Genomic DNA, 22,298 nt, shown 5'->3' on the forward strand with positions numbered 1-22,298 from the left:
CGGGATCACCGGCCTTCTCTCAGACTATTGAGCTTAGCTCGTTTGTTTGAGCTGCTCTAAGATCGCTGGATTTTCTAAAGTAGAAGTGTCCTGCGTGATCTCTTCACCCTTCGCAATCACGCGCAAGAGACGGCGCATAATCTTGCCTGAGCGAGTCTTCGGTAAGTTATCACCAAAACGAATTTCCTTAGGCTTGGCAATCGGACCAATCTCTTTGCCCACCCAATTACGCAAATCGTTAGCAATCTTCTTCGCGTCATCACCTGATGGGCGCTTACCCTTGAGAACAACGAAGGCCACAATCGCTTCACCGGTAACATCATCAGGACGACCCACTACGGCAGACTCAGCCACCAATGGATTAGCTACCAAGCAAGATTCGATTTCCATCGTACCCATACGGTGACCGGAGACGTTCAAGACATCATCGATACGGCCAGTAATGGTGAAGTAACCGGTGTCCTTGTTACGAATCGCACCGTCACCAGCCAGGTAGAGCTTGCCGCCCAACTCCTCTGGGAAGTAGCTCTTCTTAAAGCGCTCAGGGTCACCCCAAATCGTACGAATCATTGAAGGCCATGGGCGCTTAACGACCAAAATACCACCCTGGCCATTCGGCATATCGTGACCGGCTTCATCCACAATCGCAGCCATAATGCCTGGCAGTGGTAAGGTACATGAGCCAGGCACTAATGGTGTAGCACCCGGTAAAGGAGTGATCATATGACCCCCTGTCTCTGTCTGCCAGAAAGTATCAGCAATCGGACACTTTTCGCCACCAATATTTTTGTGATACCACATCCAAGCTTCTGGGTTAATCGGCTCACCCACAGAACCCAAAAGACGTAGACTCTTCAAGTTGTACTTCTTCGGATGAACCGCAGGATCAGCATCAGATGCCTTGATCAAAGAACGAATCGCTGTCGGGGCTGTGTAGAAAATAGAAACTTTATGACGCTGAATCATTTCCCAGAAGCGGCCGGCATTCGGATACGTTGGCACACCCTCAAAAACGATTTCAGTAGCGCCACAAGACAAAGGACCATAAGTGATATAGCTATGACCGGTGATCCAGCCGATATCAGCTGTACACCAGAATACGTCGCTATCACGCAAGTCGAATGTCCACTTCATGGTCAACATCGTCCACAAGAGATAACCGCCTGTAGAGTGCTGCACACCTTTAGGCTTACCCGTGGAACCGGAGGTATAGAGAACAAACAAAGGATGCTCAGCATCGACCCACTCAGGCTCACATGTGCTCGCTTGACCCTTGGTCACATCGTGCATCCACTTATCACGACCGGCTTGCATAGGCACATTGCCACCGGTACGCTTATACACAATCACGTGCTTGAGTTTTTCACAGCCACCCAAAGCCAAAGCCTCATCAGCAATGGTCTTCAATGGCAATTGCTTACCGCCACGTAACTGCTCATCGGCAGTAATCAAGGCAACGGCACCCACGTCCACAATACGCTCTTGCAATGACTTGGCAGAGAAACCGCCAAATACCACAGAATGGGTAGCACCAATACGTGCACAAGCCTGCATAGCGACCACACCCTCTACCGACATCGGCATGTAAATCACAACGCGGTCACCTTTTTTAATACCTAACTTCTTCATACCGTTGGCAAACTGAGCCACGCGGTCATGCAATTCTTGGTAAGTAACCTTAGTTACCTCACCGCCATCCGCTTCAAAAATGATGGCATTTTTCTTACCTAGGCCATTTTTGATATTGCGGTCTAAACAGTTATAGGAAGCATTTGTCAAACCATCTTCAAACCATTTGTAAAAAGGCGCATTTTTTTCATTCAAGACCTTGGTAAATGGCTTCTTCCAGTACAGATTTTCTTTAGCCAAACGAGCCCAGGTACCTTCGAAATCTTTATCAAAGGCTTTGCACATGGCATGGTATTGATCCATGCTAGTAATGGCAGCTTGCTTAGCAAAAGCTTTAGGTGGCTGAAAAATGCGATTTTCTACTAATAACTGTTCCATACCGGACATACTTTTTCTCCTGCTGTTTCAGCGTTTTTTGACAAAATTCGAGGTTAGAAAGACGGTCTGACAACTGGCTGACATAGACAGTAATCTAGGCTTTAAATCAGGGTTCTCCCTAGGTCTTAGTCCAAGGACTGCAATAGGCTAGAGCTTAAAACCGTTTTTTCTACTCCCAAGACGTAAATTAACAATCACTTGGAATCCTGTAAATGCTAACTTTCCCTAGGTAAAATAGGATTTTCCATTGATTTCTAAAAAATAACGGCTATGAGCAAAATTAAACAAGACGACTTCATCCAAAGCATTGCAGATGCATTCCAATACATATCCTATTACCACCCCTTGGATTACATCACTGCGCTAGGAAAAGCGTATGAGCGTGAGGAAAGCCCTGCTGCCAAAGACGCTATTGCTCAAATTTTGACGAATAGCCGTCTCTGTGCTGAAGGCAAGCGTCCGATTTGCCAGGATACCGGCATTGCAGTGGTGTTTTTGAAAATTGGTATGCACACCCAATGGGATGCCAAGATGACTGTGACCGACATGGTCAATGAAGGTGTACGTCGCGCCTACAACCACCCCGACAATAAATTACGCGCTTCCGTATTACTTGATCCAGCCGGTAAGCGTATCAACTCCAAAGACAATACGCCGGCAGTGATTCATTATGAGATGGTCGAAGGCGACGGCGTGGAAGTCATCTGCGCCGCCAAAGGGGGTGGCTCAGAAAACAAGAGCAAGATGGTGATGCTTAATCCTTCAGACTCGATTGTGGATTGGGTGATCAAGACGGTACCCACCATGGGTGCCGGCTGGTGTCCTCCCGGTATCTTGGGTATCGGTATTGGCGGCACCCCTGAAAAGGCGATGCTTTTAGCTAAAGAATCTTTGATGGCCCCCGTCGATATACATGACCTGATCGCCCGCGGACCACAAAATCGTATTGAAGAGTTACGCTTAGAGCTCTTTGAAAAAGTGAACGCACTCGGTATTGGTGCGCAAGGTTTAGGGGGTTTAACGACAGTACTCGATGTCAAAATCATGGACTACCCCACCCATGCAGCCTCTTTGCCTGTTGCGATGATTCCTAACTGTGCGGCCACCCGCCATGTCCATTTCCATCTTCATGGCGAAGGCCCAGCCAAACTCGAACCCCCTTCACTCTCTGACTGGCCAGCCGTTAGCTGGACACCGAATACCGAAAAATCACTGCGCGTGAATTTAGATACACTCACGCCTGAAGAAGTGGCTAGCTGGAAACCTGGTCAAACACTCTTACTCAACGGCAAGATGCTGACAGGTCGTGATGCAGCTCACAAACGCATCGCAGATATGCTGGCTAAAGGCGAAAAGTTACCTGTCGACTTCAAAAATAGAGTGATTTATTACGTCGGTCCAGTTGATCCCGTGCGCGACGAAGTGGTCGGTCCTGCAGGCCCAACCACGGCCACGCGTATGGATAAGTTTACTGAAATGATGCTGGCTCAAACAGGTCTGATTTCCATGATTGGAAAATCCGAGCGTGGTCCGGTGGCTATCGAAGCGATTAAAAAACATCGCTCGGCTTACCTGATGGCCGTAGGTGGTGCTGCTTATTTAGTTGCTAAAGCCATCAAAGAAGCAAAAGTAGTTGGCTTTGCTGATTTAGGTATGGAAGCCATCTACGAGTTCACGGTCAAGGATATGCCCGTCACTGTGGCAGTCGATTCTTCAGGCACCTCTGTACACAATACAGGCCCTAAAGAATGGCAAGCCAAGATTGGCAAGATTCCTGTGACAAGCAACTAACTGGCAGATCTTTTTTGGCAACGATTGGCGTATTTGACTCGGGTATCGGTGGACTAACGATTCTGCAAGAGGCAGTACGCCAAGCTAATGCTCACCACTATATTTACCTGGCCGACTCCGCACATGCGCCCTATGGTGAAAAATCACCCGAATGGGTGGCCAAGCGCAGCCTCAATCTTTGTCACTGGTTAGTTCGCCATGGCGCTCAAGCCTTGGTCGTAGCCTGCAATACCGCAACCGCTTCGGCGATTGCGGCCATCCGCAATGATATGCCTGCGATACCGATTATTGGCATCGAACCAGGAATTAAGCCTGCGCTGGAATACACCAGCAAAAACAAGATTGGTGTACTAGCCACGCACAATACTCTGGCCAGCGATAAGTTCAAGAGTCTATTGGAGAGCTTGAGAGAGCACCACCAGGAGATTGAGTGGATTACTCAAGCAGGCAAAGGGCTGGTACCCTTGATTGAATCAGGCGAACTTCATAGCGCAGAACTGGAGTCTTGTTTACGCGAGCATCTTGAGCCCCTGCAGAGAGCCGGTGTAGATAGCTTGGTCTTAGGCTGCACACACTACCCATTCTTGATCCCATTGATACGCAAAATCATGGGCGATGAAATACAGATTATTGATACCAGTGTTGCCGTGGTTCGACAACTATTACGTCAACTCGACGAGTTTCAACTTTTACAGTCAGCACCGCCAAGACATATCCAGTTGTACTCCACTCAAGACGCCGACCAACTACTTCATTTAGCCAAACAACTCATCCCCGCCACACTACAAGATCATGCAGTCGAAAAAGCTACTGTCATCATTACTGAAGAGGCATGATGCAAGAGCTGATACAAAGATTCCTGAAGCTTAAACTGGAATATCGCATGGCGATCATTGTGATCAGCGCGCATGCCCTGATCTTTGTCGGTTTTTCGTTTTCCAAAAAAATATCTACGGGTGAAACATTGGGCTCCGTAGTCAGCGCCTCCCTCATAGAAGGCTCTAGTCAGAAAGAAATATACCGCCCCCCTGTTCAGCAACCTCCTAGTGCTAAGCCTGTAGAAAAACAATCCAGCAACAATCACTCTTCGATGATCACCAGTGCTCCTCAAACAAGTTCGAGCGAGACGAGCCCGACTAATACGTCCTTAGGTGGCTCCCGCAGTGAAGGTAAAACAGTGCAACTTTCTCAAGCACAGTGCACTGTTCCGGAACCGATTTATCCTTCCATAGCGCGCAGAATGGGAGAGCAAGGTAAGACCTTGGTTCGTTTAGTGATTAATGAACAAGGTCAAATCAGCCAAACGAGTCTGGCTCAAAGTAGTGGCCTGCCACGCTTAGACCAAGCAGCACTTGATGCTGCGCAAAAAGTGCGTTGCAAACCTTTTGTAGAATCAGGGGTGGCCGTCAAAGTCACTGCCATACAACCTTATATCTTTCGACTGGAATAAGCATGAATCAAGCGTTTGGTCTTACTAATTTATGGCTTCAAGGAGATGGTGTCACCCGCACCGTTGCAGTTCTACTATTGATCATGTCAGTGGTGTCCTGGGTCATCATTTTGAGTAAATCATGGACGCTCTATCAGACTCGTAAAAATGCAAATCAGGTTGAGTGCTTTTGGCATGCCCCATCTTTGGCCACTGGGATTTCACAGATGAGCATCGAGAACAATCCTTATCGTGAGCTTGCACAAAATGCGCAGGATGCCATCACACACCATCACGATCGCACCGACGATCTCAAAGCGAACATCAGTGTCTCCGACTGGCTGACACGTTGCCTCAAAGTGAGTATTGACCGCTCAGTGGCTCATCTGCAACAAGGTCTCACCTTCTTAGCTTCTACAGGTGCGACTGCGCCCTTCATTGGCTTATTTGGCACCGTGTGGGGCATCTATCACGCATTAATCGGTATCGGCACCACGGGTACTGCCACTATTGATCAAGTAGCAGGCCCGATTGGGGAAGCTCTCATCATGACCGCGCTAGGTCTTGCCGTAGCCATTCCTGCGGTCCTGGGCTACAACGCGATTACAAGAGCCAATAAAGTAGTCATTGGTGAACTCAATCGTTTTGGAAACGACTTATATGCCTACTTCATGACAGGCGCTCCCATTAGCAATGCTCCCTTAAAGAGCAAAACTGCTCAGGATTAGTCATGTCATTTAGTCAAGAGCCCTTAGAGACTGAAGACAGTCCACCGATGGCGGAAATCAACATGACGCCCTTAGTGGATGTCATGTTGGTGCTACTGATCATCTTTATGATCACATTACCCGTTATCAACCATGCCGTTAAAGTAGAACTGCCAACGGCAAGTAGTCAAAAAAATGATGTCAAACCAGAATCGATCAACCTATCGATCAATGCCAAGGGGCAAATCTACTGGAATAACAGCGTTGTCGACTTAAACACTCTTGAAACATATGCCTTAGCGGCTGCAAAAAAGAAACCTGAACCCGAAGTGCAATTAAAAGCCGATAAAAACGTACGTTATGAAGCGGTGGCACAAGTCTTATCGACAGTCAAACGAGCGGGTCTTCAGCGCATCGGCTTTGTCACAGAACCACAATAAAGCTCTAGGCTAAACGCCAAACGACAATAATTAGAGCGATCATATTTAGAAAATTGATCGCTACACTCAGTAGATGTAAATAATGAAATGCCTTGTGACGTCCAGTATCTTTAGCACGATTGACCTGCGGCGTTAATATCAGCCAACTATAGAAAAATAAGCCGCTACAAGCGATGACCAAGGTCAGCAAGAGGCTGTCCACCAAGAACAAACTGGCCAAGACTGTCGTGAACGCTAAAAAAGCATAGTACTTGGGAAAGAATTGTCTAACGTACACGGCCGCCCATTCGATGGGCAAATGCTTAAAAATACCAGGAGCCACCAGGACTGAGAAAAACAACATAATGCCTAGGGCTGCTGCACATAGAATGAGTGCAATATTTGGATAGTCCGCATACATTTTTATCTCCTTATTAATCGTTTTGCTTTAGCTGGATGTAGTCATTCGCCAGGTGGATAAATCGATAATATTTTGTTTGTTCGCCTTGCCTAGATGTTTCTTTAAGATTTTATAAATATCAAGGTCAAACTCAGGTTCACCCGCCAACAAAAGCTCTTCGATTTCAGATTCGTTTGCAGCGCTACCCAAATACCGCCAGCGATCGACCACATGAACATCCTGCTCTTCACGTATTCCGATAGGGCCCGGGTAAGGCCAAGTTTTTAAATGCCAACTGGCCATCGCTTCTCGAAGACGCCAGTTAAAAACCAGTGCCTTCTCGGCTCCGACACAGGCACCACGACAACGTTTAAGTTGATATGCAAAGCAAGGAGAAGCGCTTGTAAAGGAGCTGCCTGATAAATCTTTCTTGCTTTTTTTAGGGGGTTTTTCAAGGCCGAGACGCAGTTCACAGAAATCATGTTCTTTAGCGATATAGCTCAACATCGACAAAGCCTCTTTACGGCTAGCAAATACGCCATATAAATCTTCTTGTACACCCCAATCAATTTGCTCAGCATTGACTAAGACAGGTTGCAAATATCCATCCTCAGACTCCACTAATTGCCATGAGCATAATTCACGACTGCGCCTTAACTGAATATTCAAACTGGGTAAGCGCTCTTTGATCAGACGGGCCTCGAGCAATAAAGCGCCTAACTCTCCCGCTGTCTGAATCCAATCCAAGTCTCGCACTTGCATACTCAATTTGAGAGCTTTACGGTCTTGAGTATTTTGAAAATGACTTAAAACTCTGGTGCGCAAAGATCGACTCTTACCAATGTATAAAGGGAAGCGATCCTCTGCATAAAATATGTAAACCCCTGGCTGCTCCGGAATCTCATCCAATAAATCTGCATCCAGATGCGATGGCACTGCAGGTCTTTGCAATAGAGCATCGACGTGGCTTAGTAATTCTTCATCAGACCAACGCTCTTGTATTTTTTGCCAGAACTGCAACAACAAGTCAGCGTCTGTCATCGCACGATGCCGATCTTCCACATGTAAATCATGTACCCTAATTAAGGTATCTAAATTATGTCTATCTTGCTGTGGAAATAAGCGTCTTGATAATTTGACAGTACATAGCACCTTCGCTGTAAAGTCATAACCCGCTCGCTTCATCGACGCCTTAATAAAGCCATAGTCAAAACGCGCATTGTGGGCGACAAAAATCTTACCTTGCAATTGCTCGAGAATATCCTTGGCATGATGTGCAAATAAACCTTGCCCAGCGACCATGTCGGGCGTAATACCTGTGAGCTGTTGAATATGTTCAGGAATATTTTGGCCTGGATCGATCAAGCGTGACCAACGCTGTAGGCCTTGTGGGCCATAGGAAATAATGGCTAGTTCTGTAATTCGATCACGCTCAAAATGAGATCCCGTGGTTTCAATATCCACGAAAGCAAGCGTGGGCATAGATTGTTTGGGCATACCACTAGCGTTGTGAACGACAACGATCAGAGCAGTACTTCACTTCCGCCCAGACCTTTTCCCATTTTTTACGCCAAGTAAAAGGTCGCTGGCAAACCACACACACTTTTTGAGGTAGATCTGATTTTTTTCGCATAGCACTGAGTCAACATTTTTTATCAGTGTAGGCCGAAATAAGGCATCTTGCTGATGCGAGCGTAATAGCCCTACTTCTTTTTAGGCGGCGGCAAGATAGTCATTTTTTCAGCATGTTGCCAATGCGTTGCCCAGTTTTCTGCGTAACGCCTAGCCGCATAGGCGGAGCGGAATATAACAATATTTTCCGCATTACGTTTTTCTGCTGATTTGGTGAAGTTATAGCTACCCGTAATCACAATATCATCATCAATTAACATCACTTTGTTGTGAAAGATCGCATGCTCACCATCACTGCGTATCTCTATGCCAGCTAAAAATAGGGGTTCTAATGCCTCGCGATTATTGTTTGCACTCTTGTCATCCTGAATTAACTCCACCTGTACGCCTCTTTTTTTGGCCTTCACTAGAGCCTGGGCTAATTCAGGCTGTGTAAAACCGTAAGCCATCACACGAATACTTTTTTTGGCTTGATCAATTTGCTTAATCAGACCCTGCTGTGCACCGACCGGTGGCGTAAAGTAAATCGCCAAAATTTCGGCTGGTTGGGGTTGAGCCTCGACGGGCTTTTGCTGCCATAAGACTAAAACTAGCATCAAGCCTATTAGCCAAAGTGATGAAGACTTCCAAGAAGTGATTTTGAATGTACGCATATTAAGAAAATAACATAAATACTATTTTTTACAGGTCAACGATGACCACGCTCTCATCAACGGTTTTTACATACATCGCGCAGCGCCTGACTTAAAGCCTGAGCACCTAAACCCATATCCTCTTGAGGTGCTACCAAGTAGAGCGTAATCAGCTGACTCACATCATCTTCGAAAGCCAACTCTTTTAGTGTGCCATCAGACAGATAATCAGCAATTTTTTCTTGCGGGTACCAAGCAAAGCCATGCCCTGCACGCGCCGCCTGAATACTGGTATCAAACTGACTGAAGATCCAACGACGTTGACTATTGACTTTATTCCCAGAGGAAGTGCGCGCCTCTCCAGAGTCACGGACTAACAAATGGCAGTGCTGACGTAAGTCGCGAATTTTTAAGGGTCGGCCCAAGCGATGTAAAGCATGCTCAGGATTTGCCACTGGAATCAAATGAAGCTCGATCAGAGGAATGCCTAACATGCCAGCAGGCACCTGAGGACTGATGGCTAGATCCACCTTTTTCTTGAGAATGAGCTCAACAGTGCCACTTAAAACCGCCTCATGAATTTCTATCGAGGTTCCTGGGCTGATTTGACTAAACTTTGCCAGCGCCTCTTGCAAAAGCGTTTGCGGAAATAAAATTTCTACAGCCAAATGAATTTCGCTTTCCCAACCACTGACAGCCCGTTGTGCCGCCGCCTCTAAATCCCGCGCATCCTCGATTAAGACCTTACCCCTGGAGTAAAGCAAACGCCCTACATCGGTCAGCTGGGCTTTGCGGCCCTGAATCTGAAACAACTCGACCGCAAGCAGGTCTTCCATCTTTTTAACCGCATAGGTAATGGCTGATTGACTCTTATGCAGTTTTTCAGAGGCTTGCGCATAACCTTCAAAATCTACGACCGCAATGAAAGCAGCCCACTGATCTAAGCTAATCAGTGGCAAGCGGCTGACAGGAAAACTCGGTATTTTCGGCTTCATGACTTAATTTATCTAAATTTTTGATAAATATACCTTAAAAATTGTTGTTTTTTATCTATTTAAATGATGTTTAAATGCATACATCCAACAGTACATAGGAGACAAAGATGAGTTCAACTAAGAATGTATTAGCGATTACTAGCAGTATTTTTGGCGAACACGGCGAGTCGAGCAAACTCGTGGAGCGTTTAGTAAAACGCTTTGAGGCGCAAGGCGCGAAGATAGCTCGCCGCAATGTCACACAGAACATTCCCCACGTAGACGCCGCACGCTTTAAAGCTTTGACGAGCCCCGCCGACCAACTCGACGATGCGCAGCGTAGTGTTGTGGCCTTCTCTAATGCCCTGATTGCTGAACTACAAGCCGCTGATACGATTATTTTGGCAGCACCTATGTACAACTTCAGCATTCCCTCACAACTCAAATCTTATTTTGATCACGTTGCTCGCGCTGGCATCACCTTTAAGTACACAGAACAAGGTCCTGTTGGCTTACTACAGAACAAAAAGGTCTACGTGATGACGACCCGTGGGGGTTTCTACAAGGATACGCCAAACGATCTAGAGACCCCTTACCTGAAAAATCTTCTGGGCTTTTTAGGCCTGACTAATCTAGAGATTATTTATGTAGAAGGTATTGGTATCTCTGCAGAACAAAAAGCCCAAGCCGTCAAAGCGGCTGAAGCAGAAGTAGATGCCTTAAAAATTTAAAGGAGACCGTATGTCGATCAGACCCATCACTCAGGTGATACGCGGCCTACCCACCTCCGATGGGGCCGGCGTGAAACTCTATCGCAGCCTGGGCCAAACACAGGGCATTCGCCTCGACCCTTTTCTGATGCTCGATGAATTTGGCACAGAAAATCCAGATGACTACATTGCTGGCTTTCCTCCGCACCCTCACCGCGGCTTTGAAACAGTGACTTACATGCTTGAAGGTCATATGCTGCATGAAGATCATATGGGCAACCGTGGCGACTTGCATCCTGGAGATGTGCAGTGGATGACCGCAGGTCGCGGGATCATCCACTCTGAAATGCCCCAACAAAAGGAAGGCGCAATGCGCGGCTTTCAATTGTGGCTGAACTTGCCCGCTAAAGAAAAAATGAAGCCTGCTTCCTACCGAGATATTCCGAGTCAATCCATTCCGCAGGCGACTGACGCGCGTGGCATTTGGATGAAAGTCATCGCCGGTGAAGTCGAACACGGCCAGCAATTACTCAAGGGACCGATGCAGGGGCTGAGTACCGATCCCATTTATCTCGATCTACATATTCCAAAAGGCGAAAGCCTTGAATTGCCGATTGACTCTGCACGTACAGCTTTTAGCTATGTGTATGAAGGTCTTGCAGAATATCGCACCCATCATCACTCACAAATCATCAGCCCACAGCATGCCGTTATTTTTGGTGAAGGTGAAACAATTGCAGTCAAGGCTTTAGAAGATCTGCGCTGCTTGATTCTTGCAGCGATTCCAATCCAAGAACCGATTGTGCAGTATGGTCCTTTTGTCATGAATACGCGTGAAGAGATTGAACAAGCGATTGATGACTACCAAAATCAGCGCCTTACAGCATAGTAGGTCTAGGCAAGTGTGACAGACTGTATTACAGTCTGTCACAGGAGGACGCTTATGACTTGCAAAGTAATTGGCTTAATTCAACTCAAAGATAGTCGGGCTTTTGACGAATATCGATCTCAAGTCGGCAAGACTGTTGAACTCTACGGTGGCCGTGTATGTACACGTGGCCAGTTTCAGAAAAGCTTCTGGAATGAATTGAACTGCGACCTATTTAATGCTTATGTAGAGCTCGAGTTTAAGGATTCTGCCGCAGCAGAAAGCTGGGCACAAAGCCCAGAATATCAATCCTTAGTGGGAATACGCTCAAAGGCGATGAATTTGACGCTCTTTAGTGTTGCAATCAACCACTAAAGTGGTGCCCGGAGCCGGAATCGAACCGGCACGGCTCTTTTAAGCCGGCAGATTTTCTTACCACTTCGGCTTTCGCCGCCACACAATGTGTTCGTGGTCTGGACTATACCTTCACCATAACAAATTTGCTTTAGGTGCTCGCCGTCTAGTCTCTACACGTTCCTGATATCAGGCTTCGCTCGGTATTGGCAGTGAAGCTTTCACCGAATTTGACGAGTTCTACATTTGCCCTTTCGAACAAAGCACTCAAATTGTTTAAGTCTGCTACGTCTACCTATTTCGTCATCCGGGCAGCACAGGCGACATTGTAACGAATTTTTCACGTCTCTTAGTTTTTTTCTTTAAGCTCAGAGTCAATCATCTACCGGCCATAAAAAAGCCCCGCATCGCGGGGCTTTGAAGTCGACTCACTATGAAGTGAGTGAGACCTGTTTACTTATACAAGAAATTAGGCAACCACATTCCAATTTCAGGGAAGACATAGAGTAAGACCAGAGCCAATACCTGAATCGCCATAAATGGCATCATGCCGGCAAAGATCTGATTCAATGTCACATGCGGTGGCGCAACACCCTTCAAGTAGAAAGCGGCCATCGCCACTGGCGGCGATAAGAAAGCAGTCTGTAAATTCAGAGCCACTAACAAACCAAAGAACAAGGGGTCAACTTGGAAGTGAGCTAAAAGAGGAATAAAGATTGGCATGAAAATCACGATAATCTCAGTCCACTCTAATGGCCAACCTAACAAGAAGATGATGATTTGTGAAAGGATCAAGAATTCAATCTTAGACAGACCCAAAGATAGAACCCACTTCTCAATCAACTCTTGACCACCCAAGAGAGCAAAAGCTGCGGAGAAGATTGAAGATCCCACAAACAACCAGCAGACCATAGCACTCGTCTTAGCAGTTAAATAAACTGATTCGCGAATAACGGTCATATTCAGCTGTTTATAGGCCCATGCCAAGAGGAAGCCGCCCATAGAGCCGACCGCCGCCGCCTCTGTAGGGGTTGCTAAACCAAAGACGATGGTTCCCAAAACAGCAAGGATCAATGCCGCTAATGGGAAGAATGATCCCAGTAGCATTTTGAAGACTTCTAAACGGACCATGGAGAGTGCGTAATAGAAAACCGCACCAATCGCCAGCCCAATACCTAAAAGAATCCAATACCATGTTGGCGTTGGTTGACGCTCTGCAGGCTCAGCATCAGCCAGAGGAGCTGCCTCAGCAGGTGCTGCAGCCACTGGTTTCTCTTTAGCATCTTCCTCAGCGCCAGGTGGCAGAGCAATTGAGTCAGCCTGAGGTGCATTAGATTCTTCAGCCGCTTCTAAGCTAATCATACCGCCATCAGTAGCAAAACCAGTTGCAACCTGTTCAATCGGCGCTGTGGCTACGCGGTGAATCAGCGTCATGATGATCGCAAAGAAAATCAATGGGCCAACAATGATCATGAACTGCTTAAAGAGCTCGCCCATTGTCATATTCGTTGCGCGGCGCCCTTTTAAAGCTTTTAATAGAGCTGGCAAAGCTGATTGACCATATTCAGACAACTTCTTAGTCGCTGGAGCAAGCTCAACTTTACGGTCTTCAGCAGACAATGGTGGAGCCATTTCTGGCTTCAACTTACCAACGATGATCACATAAGCAACGTATAAACCTGCCAACATGATTCCGGGGAAGAATGCGCCTGCGTATAACTTCACCACAGACACACCAGCAGTAGCACCATAGACAATCAACATGACTGAAGGCGGAATCAAAATACCCAAACAGCCGCCAGCAGTAATCGCACCTGCAGCTAATTTAACGTTGTAGCCAGCTTTGAGCATCGAAGGCAAAGCAAGCAACCCCATCAGAGTCACCACCGCACCCACAATACCTGTCGCTGTCGCAAAAATCGCGCAAGTCACTAAGGTAGCAACAGCTAGAGCGGCAGGGACGCGCGCTAGAGATAGATGCAAGCTCTTAAAAAGCTTCTCAATCAAGTTAGCGCGCTCGACCAAATATCCCATAAATACGAACAACGGGATAGAGATCAGCACGTCATTGGTCATCACCGCAAAGGTTCTTTGCACCATCAAATCCAAAGTTCTCTGGATCGCTTGTGCACTGCCCTCACCCTGAGACTGATAAGCAAAGAAGGCAAAGATCATACCCATACCCATCAGCGTAAACGCAGTAGGGAAGCCCATCATGATGGCAACCACGACCAAACTCAGCATTAACAGACCGAGATGACCATTAGTCATATCGCTAAACGATGGCATAAACGTGAGAGTACCAATCACAATAGCCGCCATGATAGAAAAACCGAAATAAAGTTCCTTACGCATGATTAGGCACCTTTCTTTTCATCTTCGTGACTAACCATGGCTTTGAGCTTATCAACATCCACTTCTTCCACATCTTGTTCTCTACTAGGCCATTCGCCTTCTTTAATACAAATCACACAACGAATGATTTCCACAAAACCTTGCAAGAGGAGCAGTCCACCAGCGACAGGAATGAAAATCTTGAATGGCCAAATGGGCGGGCCATTGGCTGTCTGAGTGGTGTGCTCATTGATCGCGATTGACTCTGCAGCAAAAAAGATGCCGGCATAGACCAACGCTACAACACCAGGAATAAAGAAAATAATGTACAAAATCAAGTCGAGTGTGGCTTGAGTTCTTGGCGTAAAAAAGCCATAGAGAACGTCGCCACGCACATGACCATTTTTAGCCAATGTGTAAGCACCTGCCATCATAAACAGTACGCCATACAACATATAGGTGACGTCAAAAACCCAGTCATGAGGGTTATTAAATAAATAACGCGAACCTACTTCCCAACAAATGACTACTGTAAGGATAGCAATCGCGTAAGCAAAAAATTGGCCGACATACGTAGATAGTCTGTCAACACTGAGTAGCAATTTCTGCATAGATTAGTCCAAGTTTTTAGTTTTCTAATAAAGCAACACCCATCTAGCTTTTGGCTAGATGGGCTGCATTGTTACACGAATATTGGATTATGACTTCTTAGCTGGCGCCTTACGACCAAAGAAGTGGTTGTAAGCCATCTTGTAATCGACCAATGTATCGTTCTGCCAGCGGCAAGCACGCTGAGCAAAAGTACGCATAGACTCGAGAACACGCTTGAAGTCAGCGTTTTCTTGTGACTTAGCGTCAATGATCTTGTCCCAAGCGGCCAACTGAGCGCGCAAGATAGAGTCAGGAGTCTTATAGAACTTAACGCCCTGCTTTTCTTGCATCTCAATATAGTCTTTTGAGTAACGGTCAATCGCCTTCCAGCTCATATCAGCAGAAGAAGCTTCAACAGCATTGTCAATCATCGCTCTGAGTTCAGCTGGTAATGCATCGACTTTCTTCTTGTTAAAGAGAATTTCAAACTGCTCAGATGCTTGGTGGAATGATTGCAACATACATACCTTAGATACGTCAGGGAAGCCCAAGATACGATCCGAAGATGCATTATTAAACTCAGCGGCGTCCAAGAGACCACGGTCCATCGCAGGAACAATTTCCGCACCTGGCAACGCATTCACTGACACACCGAAATCTTTGAAGATGTCAATTGACAAACCAACTGTACGGTACTTCAAGCCCTTCATCTCATCCACTTTGGTCACTGGCTTTTTGAACCAACCCAAAGGCTGTGTTGGCATTGGGCCGTAGAGGTATGAAACAACGTCTAAGTTCAATGACTTATAGATACCATCCAACATGGCCTTACCGCCGCCGTATTTGTGCCATGCCAAGACCATGTTGGCATCCATACCGAATGCTGGGCCTGAACCCCACAAAGCCAACGCTGGGCTCTTACCATACCAGTAAGCCACAACACCGTGACCACCGTCCAAAGTGCCCTTACTAACAGCATCTAAAAGGTCAAAAGCCTTAACTACAGAACCTGCTGGCAAAAGATCGATCTTCAAGCGACCAGAAGACATTTTGTTGACTTTGTCACAGAAGTCTTGTGCGTACTCGTGGAAGATGTCCTTAGCAGGCCATGTAGATTGGAAACGCAGATTGACTGTCTGCGCTTTTGAAATCATTGGGAAGCTTAAAGCACCTGCACCTGCAGCAGCTGCAGATGTAGTCGTTAGAAATTTACGACGCGATTGAACTTTTTTGTCTGACATTGAAGTCTCCTCTTAGGTTTTTCTATCAAAAGCTTGCAAAAGTTATTCACAAGTTAGGATTAATTTAGCACTCTGTGAAAAAATACGCATCAATATGTACACAATTTTTTGCTAGGGGTTTTACCTAATATGTCGCCAAAGCGAGGTTTTATCAAGTGGTCCGGGTTTTTTTTGCTCGCATTAGCGATCATTTCCCTAATAGTTTTCAGCATTTATTTTCTTTTCACGAAAGATCGTCTGGATGGGGAAATTCGTCTCGCTGGCCTTGCCGGCCCAGTCAGTATTAAGTTTGACACGCTAGACATCCCTCATGTGAGCGCCAACACTGATCAAGACGCCCTACTGGCATTGGGCTTTTTACATGCGACTCAACGCCCATGGCAAATGGAATTCAATCGCCGCCTCGCCAGTGGTAAGTTGGCAGAAGTTTTAGGACCCGATGCTCTCCCCGTAGACCGCTTCATTAGAACCTTGGGTATTCGCCGTGCGGCTGAGAAACAGCTAGAGAACTACCCCGTCGAGGCGAAAAAGCTCCTGCAAGCCTATGCAGATGGGGTCAATCAGGGCTATAAGCATTTAGGCTGGGCTCTGCCCCCTGAATTTTTATTAACAGGCGCCAAACCCGGACTTTGGGCACCCGCTGACAGTCTCGCTTGGTCGATCATGATGGCTCTGGATCTAGGCGGTAACTGGGATAAAGAATTTCTGCGCCTAGAGTTATCCAAGCACCTTGAAACCAATCAGATATGGGATGTCATCCCGCCTTATTTGGGGGATACCCCACCGACTGGGCAAAACTTTGCCAAAATTTACCGTGATCTGGGCCTCTATAAAAAATCCGAAGAGCCTGCAAAAACAAGTCAGCGACTCAAAGAACATCAACAATTGAGCCACTTCTTACCTATCGGTCAGGAAGGCAAAGGCTCGAATAACTGGGTGGTCGCTCCAGAAAAGAGTGCCACCGGAAAACCTTGGCTAGCAAATGATCCTCATCTCACATTGACAGCCCCTGCCATTTGGTACTTCGCACGTATCCAAAGTCCACAACTGAATATTATGGGTGGCACGATCCCGGGTATGCCCACTGTGGTCCTAGGCCGCACCGCGGACTTTGCATGGGGTTTTACCAACACGGATCCTGATGTGCAGGATCTATTTATCGAAGCCGTCGATCCCTCTAACCCAGGCCGTTATCAAACACCCAATGGTTTTGCTCATTTCCAATTGCGTGAGGAAACGATCAATATTAAGGGGCAAGCCGCCGAGAAATTTATAGTGCGCGAAACGCGTCATGGGCCTGTGATTTCAGATGCATACCCACGCGCTCAAGCACTGCTCAACACTAAACAGTTTGTATTAGCTTTGCGTTGGAGCGCCTTAGATACGGCAAATCAAACTCTACTCGCAGGGCTGAAGATGAATCGCGCCCAAAACCTAGAAGAATTCAAAGCCAGCCTTAAACACTATTACGCCCCCATGCAAAACGTCGTGATGGCAGATCAGTCTGGCGAAATTGCTCTTCGTGTCGCTGGAGTGGGCACGAAAAGAACCCGTCATCAAGGCTTTGCTGGGGCCACCCCCGGACTAGGCTGGGATCGCCAGTATGAATGGCCCAGCTACTTAAGCTCAGATGTCTTACCCAAAGAGAGCAAGCCATCACGAGCTTGGATTGCAACGGCCAATCAAAGAGTGCAGGCCGCCAACGACCCTAATCCTTTGACATTTGATTGGCATATGCCTTTTCGTCAAGAACGTATTGAATCACTTTTGCAAAGTAAAGAATCTCATGATTTAGCGTCAATGAAAGCGATTCAATCAGACGTACATTCTTTATTGGCTCGAGATCTCTTACCGATATTCCAAAACATCAGTTCTCAGCACTCTTTGGCATCTGCCGTTCAGTCACACGTGCAGAGCTTTAACGGCACGATGAGCACCGACAGTATTGGCGCTAGCGTTTTCAATGCGTGGGCCCATCAATTAACTGTTCGACTCTTAGCTCACCGCCTACAAGAAACTTTTAAACACGAATATGGCAAACGAGATTTTCGACCTGCCTTGCACCGCATTTTGCAATACCACCTACAAGGCAAAGCTGAAGCTCAATTTTGGTGCGACCTAGTAACGACCTCACAAGAAGAAACTTGCGATGACGCCATTCGCCAAGCCTATGACCTAGCATTAGATCAATTGAGTCAACAACTGGGCAAAAACACCAATGAATGGCGTTGGGGCAAGGTTCACATTGCTCATTCTGAGCACCGACCCTTTAGCAAAATTAGTTTTTTGAAAAAACGTTTTGAGGTGGCGAGTAGCATGCCTGGCGATGGCTTTACCATCAACGTAGGCTTTATGGATCACTCTGCACAAAACCCCTTCCAGGTCACCAAAGCGCCGAGCTTACGCGTCATTTATAACTTGGCCGATTTAGATCAATCACAATTTATCTATCAAACAGGTCAATCAGGCTGGGTACACCGTAATCAGTACCGCGATTTTTCTGACGCTTGGTCCAAACAGGAATATCGACCACTCTCAATGAATCCCGAGCGTTGGGCAAGACAAGCAGAACTCAAACCTATGGAAAACATCAAACCCGCAGAAGATGGTCCGAAGAAAATTACTGAGCAGCAGATTTTAAGAAAGTGACGATCTCTAGCTAAAAAAGTTGGCACGCTCTAGGATGGTGTACTCACAACCGACCCATCCTCGATAGTCCAAGTCGTCTAACAAATCAAAAAATGCCGCATACGGAATCTCACCTGTACCTGGCTCATGACGTCCGGGATGATCAGCAATCTGAATATGCCCAATCAAGGGCATAATGGCCTCTATCTCAAGAATATCCTCTCCCATGCGATGCATGTGATACGCATCGTATTGAAAGGAAATATTGTTAGAAGCGACTTGCATGAGTATTTCAATGGCTTGTTGGCTGTGGTGCAGATAAAAGCCGGGCATATCGTGCGTATTAATCGCCTCAATCATCAAACTTAAGCCAGCTGCTTGAAGCTCTTTTGCTGCCCAAGTCAGGTTATCAATTAAAACCTCATCTTGGACAGCACTCGGTCGACCGTCTTGCATCAGACCTGCTAAGCAGTTTAAGCGTGGCACACCCAAAGCTTGTGCATACTCGATCGTACGCCCTAAATGATCTTTAAATTCTGCTTGACGCCCTGGCATCGCTGCCAAGCCACGATCACCTTCACTCCAACGCCCGGGCCATAAATTGTGCAAGACCATTTCCAATGCCTGATGATCGAGCTCACGACGAATATCTTGCAGGCTAGCCCCTGTGAATTCAGGATAGGGAAACTGACACTCAACCGCCTGAAAACCATCTTGCTTTGCTTTTGCAAAGCGCTCGATGAATGGCTTGTCCTGATACATCAAAGATATGTTGGCGGCAAAGCGGGGCATGAAAGTCACTCTTTATAAAAACAGTGTTTTAATTATGTCATGCAAACTCATCCACACATCTTTGCAATTTGCCGCGGCATCGTCACCCCGCTCTTTGGCGTCGATCATCCCGACTACAAAATGGTGCCTTCAGGTATTAAAAAGTCCGTCATTGAGAATGCTGCGGGTTCAATCCTAGTCAAAAATTTAGGTATTGAAGGGGATGAACAAGCTGACTTTAGTGTGCATGGTGGTCAAGAAAAAGCCATCTATGCCTACCCACGAGAACACTACACCTTCTGGGAAGATTATTTACGTCGCGCAGGTCGACAAATGCCGACTTTAGAAGCAGGCTTGATGGGTGAAAACTTATCTGTCCTGGGCTTGACAGAAGATCAAGTATGGGTGGGAGATCGATGGCAGATTGGTGAAGTGGAATTACAAGTGACCAAACTGCGTGAACCCTGCTTCAAGTTCAATGCGCGCATGGGCTATAACGGTTGCGCCAAGGCGATGGTGCAATCGGGGCACTGCGGTTGGTACTTAAGGGTTAATCAAGGAGGGCACATACAGGCGGGTGACACGATTGTCGTGATTCCTGGAAAGCGACAAATATCCATCAGTATGCAAAACCAGCTACTCGCTAAAAAAACCCAACAACAAGACCTCCTATGAAGCAGACGAGTCAGCGCTTGGGGGTGCTCTTTGTATGCATGGGTAATATTTGTCGAAGCCCTACGGCCCACGGCGTATTTGAAAATTATGTCCGTGATGCAGGTCTTGAAAAACACATCTATGTCGACTCAGCAGGCACCCATGCATATCACATCAATGAAGCACCAGACCCTCGTTCACAACAACATGCACTTTCGCGGGGTTACGATTTGAGTCATTTGCGTGCACGTCAGCTATCTACAGATGATTTCCATGGGTTTCATTTGATTTTGGTCATGGATTGGGAAAACTATGCCCTCGCCGAGAAACTTGCTCCCGCGGGCAAGCAACATAAACTCAGACGCTTGACTGAATTTTGTAAAGTTCATCAGGCTAGCGTCGTCCCCGACCCCTATTACAAAGGGGCCGAGGGCTTTGAGGAAGTGTTAGATTTGGTAGAAGACGCCTGCGATGGTTTGCTAGAGCATATGCAAGCACGCCTTAGACAGTTTTCAATTTAAGTCGCCAACGCTCACTCCAGCGCCACCAGCGCTGGCGCACCCAACTCGCTAAGACACCGCCCATGAGCATACCCGCTAAGATGGGATGGTTCATGAGTAGCGTCCATAAATCTTGTCCAGAATTGATCATGAATGAGAGAGTGTCATGCCACGATCCATCAGGGTTCAATGTTGCATAGTGATGCAGCAAACGTTCACAAACATTAGGCACCTCATTCATAGGCGCCCCACCAATACAAGTGTGGCGAGATAGACGATCTTTTTCAAATAATAGTTCGAAGACTTGCGACGATTTCTAACTTGAGCCGTACCGGCATTAAATGGCATATCGGGCATGGTGATCTCCTTTTAGAAAAAGAAAAGGATGCCCTAAGTCGAGTGAATTTACGAGTTCTCTATGACTGAAAATGGTGTAGGAAAACGCCGTGATTTCAGTGTCATTCAATTACCAAAAACGCCAGTAGCCTGGGCGTGGACTTAAACGTAATTGATCATTTCGTCTTTGCTCTTGCTGTAAGGCAGACGTTAAAAAGCGAATGATTTCTTCTTGATGCTTAGCGCAGTCAATTTTTTGACTTTGCAGACGTTCTTGCGCCGCACGTCTCACGGGTGGCTCTAATTCGTAGGTACTTTGGCCAAGACCTGTTTGATCAGCCAGACAAAGCTGAAATGAATTCATCGCTTCCACACGAGCATTCACCTTTTCAGGACTGAGCGTCGTGCAAGCACTAAGAGTCAAGGCAAAACCGATGAGTACAAAATGACGCATTTTGATTCCTCATGAAAGATGTCAATTTAAGTGTAACGAGATTTATCAAATGACGCTAAACCCCTAATGCGATTACCACAGCTGACTCATCAATCGCTGCCATCACTTCTTGCTTATTTTTAACGCTGACAGTCGGATCAAGAAAACCCGCCAGCTGTATGGATGGTCCCAAGGCCATGCTCACTTGACGATCTGTCTTAGAGCGTGAAACCCGACTGACATAGCCCTTCAATAAATTGACCTGACCTAGCGCAACAATCGTCGGTGCAATAGTCACGGCTGTGGCCTTACATAGCGCCAAAATAGGCATCTTTTTTTTCAAGCCCAACAACTCAAGACTCTCATGAGTAATCCGCGCACACAATAACTGACCATCGGCTAAAGCCATGACAATTCGGACTCCAATCGGGGTTTGAATAATGTCTGCAACCGTGGCTGGTAATTGATTCCGCATACTCGTACGAATGCCAATCCCCATCATGCTGGAGACTTGATTGGCGCCCCCTTGAGATACGCCCTGAAGCTGAGCAAGGGTTTGGGCTTTTGCTTGCGCTAGCAGGTCAGCAGCCTGCAGAACTTGCAAGCCCGCCGGCGTTAGGAATGCACCTCCCCCTCCTGAACCACCAACCGACTTATCCAATAATGGCATTCCAGCTAGATTTGAGAGAGTCTCAATCGCCTGCCATGCTGCTTTATAGCTCACCCCATTGACTCTCGCAGCCTCTGAAATTGAGCCTGACTGATGAATCGCACGCAACACTTCCACCCTTTTGTCGGTAGAGGCGTTGCCCAAGACTTGATCAAATTGAATTGTTTTTGTTTTCAAAACAGACTCCCTGATAGGGATATTATCCTATCGTTATTCA

24 protein-coding genes are annotated in these 22,298 nt (G+C 46.8%); 11 read left to right on the plus strand and 13 right to left on the minus strand.

The genetic code is table 11. The features are described 5' to 3' along the window. Positions 1–33: 33 nt before the first annotated feature. Positions 34–2,016: an acetate--CoA ligase gene (gene acs / locus ICE94_RS01245; RefSeq protein WP_216147687.1), complete on the minus strand. Its 1,983-nt coding sequence runs from the start codon at positions 2,014–2,016 to the stop codon at positions 34–36. A gap of 261 nt (positions 2,017–2,277) precedes the next feature. On the opposite strand from acs, the gene ICE94_RS01250 reads away from it, so the two are divergent. From ICE94_RS01250 to ICE94_RS01270, 5 genes are read left to right on the plus strand one after another with little or no spacing between them, the layout of a single operon-like run. Then, positions 2,278–3,798, plus strand: a complete 1,521-nt coding sequence (locus tag ICE94_RS01250; protein WP_216147690.1) for a fumarate hydratase — start codon at positions 2,278–2,280, stop codon at positions 3,796–3,798. Continuing rightward, positions 3,756–4,634 (plus strand): glutamate racemase, encoded by an 879-nt coding sequence (gene murI / locus ICE94_RS01255; RefSeq protein WP_255539046.1) that lies wholly within the window; start codon positions 3,756–3,758, stop codon positions 4,632–4,634. The genes ICE94_RS01250 and murI overlap by 43 nt, the downstream gene beginning before the upstream one ends. A gap of 47 nt (positions 4,635–4,681) precedes the next feature. Then, the gene (locus ICE94_RS01260) at positions 4,682–5,248 is read left to right on the plus strand and encodes an energy transducer TonB (protein WP_216147693.1); all 567 of its coding nucleotides are present in this window, start codon (positions 4,682–4,684) and stop codon (positions 5,246–5,248) included. Positions 5,249–5,250: 2 nt separating this feature from the next. After that, the gene (locus ICE94_RS01265) at positions 5,251–5,955 is read left to right on the plus strand and encodes a MotA/TolQ/ExbB proton channel family protein (RefSeq protein ID WP_216147696.1); all 705 of its coding nucleotides are present in this window, start codon (positions 5,251–5,253) and stop codon (positions 5,953–5,955) included. Positions 5,956–5,957: 2 nt separating this feature from the next. Further along, entirely contained in the window at positions 5,958–6,374 is a 417-nt protein-coding gene (locus ICE94_RS01270; RefSeq protein ID WP_216147699.1) for a biopolymer transporter ExbD, read from the plus strand. A gap of 4 nt (positions 6,375–6,378) precedes the next feature. Here the strand turns inward: ICE94_RS01270 and ICE94_RS01275 are convergent, their stop codons facing one another. The 5 genes from ICE94_RS01275 to ICE94_RS01295 all read right to left on the minus strand — a co-directional run bounded on the left by ICE94_RS01275 (position 6,379) and on the right by ICE94_RS01295 (position 10,012). After that, complete coding sequence (locus tag ICE94_RS01275) at positions 6,379–6,774, minus strand: DUF4149 domain-containing protein (RefSeq protein WP_216147702.1); 396 nt, start codon at positions 6,772–6,774, stop codon at positions 6,379–6,381. A 27-nt stretch (positions 6,775–6,801) separates the two neighbouring features. Then, on the minus strand, positions 6,802–8,250 hold the full coding sequence (locus tag ICE94_RS01280) for a 3'-5' exonuclease family protein (protein ID WP_216147705.1): 1,449 nt from the start codon (positions 8,248–8,250) through the stop codon (positions 6,802–6,804). Positions 8,251–8,254: 4 nt separating this feature from the next. Next, positions 8,255–8,386 carry a DUF2256 domain-containing protein gene (locus ICE94_RS01285; RefSeq protein WP_216147709.1) on the minus strand — a complete coding sequence of 44 codons (132 nt, stop codon included), beginning with the start codon at positions 8,384–8,386 and terminating at the stop codon, positions 8,255–8,257. Between the two features lie 70 nt (positions 8,387–8,456). After that, positions 8,457–8,981 carry a phospholipase D family protein gene (locus tag ICE94_RS01290; RefSeq protein WP_216147712.1) on the minus strand — a complete coding sequence of 175 codons (525 nt, stop codon included), beginning with the start codon at positions 8,979–8,981 and terminating at the stop codon, positions 8,457–8,459. Between the two features lie 113 nt (positions 8,982–9,094). After that, a complete protein-coding gene (locus ICE94_RS01295) occupies positions 9,095–10,012 on the minus strand; it encodes a LysR family transcriptional regulator (RefSeq protein WP_216147715.1) in 918 nt (305 codons plus the stop codon). A 107-nt stretch (positions 10,013–10,119) separates the two neighbouring features. Between ICE94_RS01295 and ICE94_RS01300 the strand changes: the two genes are divergently transcribed. From ICE94_RS01300 to ICE94_RS01310, 3 genes are read left to right on the plus strand one after another with little or no spacing between them, the layout of a single operon-like run. Further along, positions 10,120–10,722 (plus strand): FMN-dependent NADH-azoreductase, encoded by a 603-nt coding sequence (locus tag ICE94_RS01300; RefSeq protein WP_216147717.1) that lies wholly within the window; start codon positions 10,120–10,122, stop codon positions 10,720–10,722. A 10-nt stretch (positions 10,723–10,732) separates the two neighbouring features. Further along, the gene (locus tag ICE94_RS01305) at positions 10,733–11,590 is read left to right on the plus strand and encodes a pirin family protein (protein WP_216147720.1); all 858 of its coding nucleotides are present in this window, start codon (positions 10,733–10,735) and stop codon (positions 11,588–11,590) included. A gap of 54 nt (positions 11,591–11,644) precedes the next feature. After that, a complete protein-coding gene (locus tag ICE94_RS01310; protein ID WP_216147723.1) occupies positions 11,645–11,944 on the plus strand; it encodes a DUF1330 domain-containing protein in 300 nt (99 codons plus the stop codon). 432 nt (positions 11,945–12,376) lie between these two features. Here the strand turns inward: ICE94_RS01310 and ICE94_RS01315 are convergent, their stop codons facing one another. The 3 genes from ICE94_RS01315 to ICE94_RS01325 all read right to left on the minus strand — a co-directional run bounded on the left by ICE94_RS01315 (position 12,377) and on the right by ICE94_RS01325 (position 16,089). Then, a complete protein-coding gene (locus ICE94_RS01315; protein WP_216147726.1) occupies positions 12,377–14,278 on the minus strand; it encodes a TRAP transporter large permease subunit in 1,902 nt (633 codons plus the stop codon). A gap of 2 nt (positions 14,279–14,280) precedes the next feature. Continuing rightward, on the minus strand, positions 14,281–14,868 hold the full coding sequence (locus tag ICE94_RS01320) for a TRAP transporter small permease subunit (RefSeq protein ID WP_216147729.1): 588 nt from the start codon (positions 14,866–14,868) through the stop codon (positions 14,281–14,283). Between the two features lie 87 nt (positions 14,869–14,955). Further along, a complete protein-coding gene (locus tag ICE94_RS01325; protein ID WP_216147732.1) occupies positions 14,956–16,089 on the minus strand; it encodes a TRAP transporter substrate-binding protein in 1,134 nt (377 codons plus the stop codon). A 129-nt stretch (positions 16,090–16,218) separates the two neighbouring features. Here ICE94_RS01325 and ICE94_RS01330 point away from each other — a divergent pair, with 129 nt between their 5' ends. Further along, positions 16,219–18,738, plus strand: coding sequence for a penicillin acylase family protein (locus ICE94_RS01330; protein ID WP_216147735.1), 2,520 nt, complete (start codon positions 16,219–16,221; stop codon positions 18,736–18,738). Between the two features lie 6 nt (positions 18,739–18,744). Here the strand turns inward: ICE94_RS01330 and ICE94_RS01335 are convergent, their stop codons facing one another. Then, the gene (locus ICE94_RS01335) at positions 18,745–19,509 is read right to left on the minus strand and encodes a hydroxypyruvate isomerase family protein (RefSeq protein ID WP_216147738.1); all 765 of its coding nucleotides are present in this window, start codon (positions 19,507–19,509) and stop codon (positions 18,745–18,747) included. 39 nt (positions 19,510–19,548) lie between these two features. Between ICE94_RS01335 and ICE94_RS01340 the strand changes: the two genes are divergently transcribed. After that, a complete protein-coding gene (locus ICE94_RS01340; protein WP_216147740.1) occupies positions 19,549–20,163 on the plus strand; it encodes an MOSC domain-containing protein in 615 nt (204 codons plus the stop codon). After that, entirely contained in the window at positions 20,160–20,663 is a 504-nt protein-coding gene (locus ICE94_RS01345) for a low molecular weight protein-tyrosine-phosphatase (protein ID WP_216147743.1), read from the plus strand. The genes ICE94_RS01340 and ICE94_RS01345 overlap by 4 nt, the downstream gene beginning before the upstream one ends. Here the strand turns inward: ICE94_RS01345 and ICE94_RS01350 are convergent. The 3 genes from ICE94_RS01350 to ICE94_RS01360 all read right to left on the minus strand — a co-directional run bounded on the left by ICE94_RS01350 (position 20,644) and on the right by ICE94_RS01360 (position 22,258). After that, entirely contained in the window at positions 20,644–20,883 is a 240-nt protein-coding gene (locus ICE94_RS01350; protein WP_216147746.1) for a hypothetical protein, read from the minus strand. The genes ICE94_RS01345 and ICE94_RS01350 overlap by 20 nt on opposite strands. 225 nt (positions 20,884–21,108) lie before the next feature. Further along, the gene (locus ICE94_RS01355) at positions 21,109–21,432 is read right to left on the minus strand and encodes a hypothetical protein (RefSeq protein ID WP_216147749.1); all 324 of its coding nucleotides are present in this window, start codon (positions 21,430–21,432) and stop codon (positions 21,109–21,111) included. Positions 21,433–21,487: 55 nt separating this feature from the next. Continuing rightward, positions 21,488–22,258, minus strand: coding sequence for a TOBE domain-containing protein (locus tag ICE94_RS01360; RefSeq protein ID WP_216147752.1), 771 nt, complete (start codon positions 22,256–22,258; stop codon positions 21,488–21,490). Positions 22,259–22,298 lie beyond the last annotated feature (40 nt).

This window comes from Polynucleobacter sp. MWH-Loch1C5 (assembly GCF_018881775.1).
Classification (GTDB): Bacteria; Pseudomonadota; Gammaproteobacteria; order Burkholderiales; family Burkholderiaceae; genus Polynucleobacter.

Bases quoted from the DNA above. Each gene is read 5' to 3' on its own strand.
- acs (WP_216147687.1), bottom strand. From the start codon at position 2,016: ATGTCCGGTATGGAACAGTTATTAGTAGAAAATCGCATTTTTCAGCCA.
- ICE94_RS01250 (WP_216147690.1), top strand. From the start codon at position 2,278: ATGAGCAAAATTAAACAAGACGACTTCATCCAAAGCATTGCAGATGCA.
- murI (WP_255539046.1), top strand. From the start codon at position 3,756: ATGGCAAGCCAAGATTGGCAAGATTCCTGTGACAAGCAACTAACTGGC.
- ICE94_RS01260 (WP_216147693.1), top strand. From the start codon at position 4,682: ATGGCGATCATTGTGATCAGCGCGCATGCCCTGATCTTTGTCGGTTTT.
- ICE94_RS01265 (WP_216147696.1), top strand. From the start codon at position 5,251: ATGAATCAAGCGTTTGGTCTTACTAATTTATGGCTTCAAGGAGATGGT.
- ICE94_RS01270 (WP_216147699.1), top strand. From the start codon at position 5,958: ATGTCATTTAGTCAAGAGCCCTTAGAGACTGAAGACAGTCCACCGATG.
- ICE94_RS01275 (WP_216147702.1), bottom strand. From the start codon at position 6,774: ATGTATGCGGACTATCCAAATATTGCACTCATTCTATGTGCAGCAGCC.
- ICE94_RS01280 (WP_216147705.1), bottom strand. From the start codon at position 8,250: ATGCCCAAACAATCTATGCCCACGCTTGCTTTCGTGGATATTGAAACC.
- ICE94_RS01285 (WP_216147709.1), bottom strand. From the start codon at position 8,386: ATGCGAAAAAAATCAGATCTACCTCAAAAAGTGTGTGTGGTTTGCCAG.
- ICE94_RS01290 (WP_216147712.1), bottom strand. From the start codon at position 8,981: ATGCTAGTTTTAGTCTTATGGCAGCAAAAGCCCGTCGAGGCTCAACCC.
- ICE94_RS01295 (WP_216147715.1), bottom strand. From the start codon at position 10,012: ATGAAGCCGAAAATACCGAGTTTTCCTGTCAGCCGCTTGCCACTGATT.
- ICE94_RS01300 (WP_216147717.1), top strand. From the start codon at position 10,120: ATGAGTTCAACTAAGAATGTATTAGCGATTACTAGCAGTATTTTTGGC.
- ICE94_RS01305 (WP_216147720.1), top strand. From the start codon at position 10,733: ATGTCGATCAGACCCATCACTCAGGTGATACGCGGCCTACCCACCTCC.
- ICE94_RS01310 (WP_216147723.1), top strand. From the start codon at position 11,645: ATGACTTGCAAAGTAATTGGCTTAATTCAACTCAAAGATAGTCGGGCT.
- ICE94_RS01315 (WP_216147726.1), bottom strand. From the start codon at position 14,278: ATGCGTAAGGAACTTTATTTCGGTTTTTCTATCATGGCGGCTATTGTG.
- ICE94_RS01320 (WP_216147729.1), bottom strand. From the start codon at position 14,868: ATGCAGAAATTGCTACTCAGTGTTGACAGACTATCTACGTATGTCGGC.
- ICE94_RS01325 (WP_216147732.1), bottom strand. From the start codon at position 16,089: ATGTCAGACAAAAAAGTTCAATCGCGTCGTAAATTTCTAACGACTACA.
- ICE94_RS01330 (WP_216147735.1), top strand. From the start codon at position 16,219: ATGTCGCCAAAGCGAGGTTTTATCAAGTGGTCCGGGTTTTTTTTGCTC.
- ICE94_RS01335 (WP_216147738.1), bottom strand. From the start codon at position 19,509: ATGCCCCGCTTTGCCGCCAACATATCTTTGATGTATCAGGACAAGCCA.
- ICE94_RS01340 (WP_216147740.1), top strand. From the start codon at position 19,549: ATGCAAACTCATCCACACATCTTTGCAATTTGCCGCGGCATCGTCACC.
- ICE94_RS01345 (WP_216147743.1), top strand. From the start codon at position 20,160: ATGAAGCAGACGAGTCAGCGCTTGGGGGTGCTCTTTGTATGCATGGGT.
- ICE94_RS01350 (WP_216147746.1), bottom strand. From the start codon at position 20,883: ATGAATGAGGTGCCTAATGTTTGTGAACGTTTGCTGCATCACTATGCA.
- ICE94_RS01355 (WP_216147749.1), bottom strand. From the start codon at position 21,432: ATGCGTCATTTTGTACTCATCGGTTTTGCCTTGACTCTTAGTGCTTGC.